The organism is Janibacter sp. LM, from assembly GCF_039631275.1.
Lineage (GTDB): Bacteria > Actinomycetota > Actinomycetes > Actinomycetales > Dermatophilaceae > Janibacter > Janibacter terrae.
Genome location: NZ_JBDIVG010000062.1, coordinates 1 through 2711 on the forward strand (window position 1 = coordinate 1; position 2711 = coordinate 2711).

Consider the following 2711-nt stretch of genomic DNA (forward strand, 5'->3'; position numbering starts at 1 on the left):
CCGACAGCGACCTCCTCAGCAGCTCATCGGTGGATCGAGGCTTAAGCGCCTTCATCTTCGCCGCATCGCTGTGCTGACCCCCGGCAAGTAGCCCCGTCGATGTCGGCCTGACGCACCCAGGACCGGACCGATTCGGTGTGCCGCACCCGAGTTGGGTTGCGACTGTCGACAGCGACGCGCTGGATCGTGCGGTGCTCAGCGCCCAGCTCGGCACGCAGCGTCCTGACCATCCGCACTGCAGCGGCCTTCTCATCCGGGCCGCCTTCCCATCCGGGCTGTAGCGGCGCGTCGCGGGCTTCCCCGCGGTGGTGTCCTTCGGCCTGAATCCATCCTCGTTTCCAAACGATGGAGAACCCAGGATGCTTCATTGTCGCGTCAAGCCGCTGACGGCATGGCCTCGCGGCCAGGGTAAGCTGCGGCGAGCGTTCGGAAGATCTGCCGGCTGATGTAGCGCTTGAGCTCTCTTGGTCAAGTCGCTGCGGCAAGGAGCCGTTCGCCGCGGTGTCGCGTGTCGACGACGCGTGAAACTGGGCAGTAATCGACGGGTGAAAGTTGAGCACCCCGAGTACGCCTTGGGGTGTGATCACGTTGGAGAACTGGGCCGATTCGTCGGCTGTACAAGTCCGAGGGGCTCTCGCAGTCCGCTATTGCACGCGAGTTGGGGATCGCGAGGAACACGGTCGCGTCGGCGCTGAAGACCGACACGCCACCGCGGTACGTGCGGCCGCCGAAGGGGTCGCTGGTCGACGCCGTCGAGCCGCAGATCCGGTTGCTGCTGAAGGAGCATCCGAAGATGCCGGCCACGGTGATCGCCGAGCGCGTCGGCTGGCAGCACTCGATGACGATCCTCAAGGAACGAGTCCGTGAGCTGCGGCCCTTGTTCGTCGGTGTCGACCCGACCGATCGGGTCGTGTACGAGCCCGGTCAGGTCGCTCAATGCGACCTGTGGTTCCCGCCCCTGCTGATCCCTGTCGGCGGCGGTCAGGCACAGATCCTGCCGGTGTTGGCGATGACGTGCGGCTACTCGCGGATCACGGGTGGCGCGATGATCCCGTCGCGTCAGGGCGGCGACATTCTGGCCGGCATGTGGGCCATCCTCGGCGCCTGGGGCGCGAGCCCGCGGACGCTGGTGTGGGACCGTGAAGTGGCGATCGGTGGCACCGGCAAGCTCACTGTGCTGCGACCTTCGTCGGCACCTGGGGGTGCGGATCAAGCTCGCCCCGCCACGTGACCCGGAGTTCAAGGGCCTGGTCGAGCGCCGCAACGGGTTCTTCGAGACCTCGTTCCTACCCGGGCGCACCTTCACTGGCCCCGGCGATTTCAACGACCAGTTCACTGACTGGATCGACACGAAGGCCAACCGGCGCCACCTGCGCGCGATCGGCGCCACCCCGCGTGAGCGGTGGGACGACGACAAGTCTGCGATGGTCGCCCTGCCACCGTTCAGTCCGCCGGTGGGGCTGACGAACAGGATCCGCCTGGGTCGGGACTACTACGTGCGGATCGGCTCGAACGACTACTCCGTGGACCCGTCCGCGGTCGGCAGGTTCGTCGAGGTGGTCGCGACTCCTGACGTCGTCGCGGTCACCTGCGAGGACCGGATCGTCGCGACCCATGCCCGGCATTGGGGAAGCGGCGCCACGATCACCGACCCGGACCACGTCGCGACGGCGAAGGAGCTGCGGGGCTCGTTCAATGCGGCGCGTGCTGCTGCGGCGGCACGTAAGACCACCCGCGCCCACGGCGACGGGCACGTCGTCGCGCTACGCGCCCTGCCCGACTACGACGACCTCTTCGGCGTCGACTTCCACCACACCCCCGACCTGCAAGGAGTCCACACCTCATGACCGCTATCGCCACCGATGTGTCGTCGAAGATCGCCTACCTGGCCCGCGCACTGAAGACCCCCACCATTGCCCGCACGTGGGAAGACATCGCGGTCCAAGCGCGCGACCTGGGCTGGTCGCATGAGGAGTACCTCGCCGCGGTCCTGGAACGCCAGAACAGCGAACGCGAGGCATCGGGGGCGATGATGCGGATCAAGACCGCTCACTTCCCGGCCATCAACACCCTCGAGGACTTCAACTACGACCACCTGCCGTCGCTGCGCCGCGACATTCTCGCGCACCTAGCCACCGCGACCTACGTCGCGAAGGCCGAGAACGTGATCCTGCTCGGCCCGCCCGGGATCGGCAAGACACACCTCGCGATCGGGCTGGGCGTCAAGGCCGCACAGAACGGCCACTCCGTGCTGTTCGACACCGCGAGCAACTGGATCACCCGGCTGGCCGGCGCGCACCAGGCCGGAACGCTGGACGCCGAGCTCAAAAAGATCCGCCGCTACAAGCTCATCATCATCGACGAGGTCGGCTACATCCCCTTCGACACCGACGCCGCGAACCTGTTCTTCCAACTCATCGCGACCCGCTACGAGCAAGGCTCGATCATCGTCACATCGAACCTGCCATTCGGACGCTGGGGCGAGGCCTTCAGCGACGACGTCGTGGCCGCCGCGATGATCGACCGACTCGTCCACCACGCCGAGGTCATCGCCCTGTCAGGAGAGTCCTACAGAACCCGCGCCCGACGCGAACTCCTCGCCAAGAACGGCAACAAGTAGACGACCAGGTGCTCAAATTTCACCCGTCGAAACCTGCTCAATTTTCAGGCTCTCCTGACGCTTCCGTGGGTGTTCTGGCGAGCCGTTGACG

General features: G+C 66.3%; 1 protein-coding gene and 2 pseudogenes. 2 read left to right on the plus strand and 1 reads right to left on the minus strand.

The window, feature by feature from the left end; genetic code table 11:
* Positions 1-358, minus strand: a pseudogene (locus ABC138_RS17375) (hypothetical protein); the annotation flags it as partial.
* Positions 359-579: 221 nt separating this feature from the next.
* Here ABC138_RS17375 and istA point away from each other — a divergent pair.
* Together istA and istB are read left to right on the plus strand one after the other, a co-directional pair.
* Positions 580-1847, plus strand: a pseudogene (gene istA, locus ABC138_RS17380) (IS21 family transposase).
* Complete coding sequence (istB, locus tag ABC138_RS17385; RefSeq protein WP_068329743.1) at positions 1844-2620, plus strand: IS21-like element helper ATPase IstB; 777 nt, start codon at positions 1844-1846, stop codon at positions 2618-2620. The pseudogene istA and the gene istB overlap by 4 nt, the downstream one beginning before the upstream one ends.
* Positions 2621-2711 lie beyond the last annotated feature (91 nt).

Excerpts from the sequence above, each read along its gene's own strand:
- istB (WP_068329743.1), top strand. The coding sequence starts at position 1,844 with ATGACCGCTATCGCCACCGATGTGTCGTCGAAGATCGCCTACCTGGCC.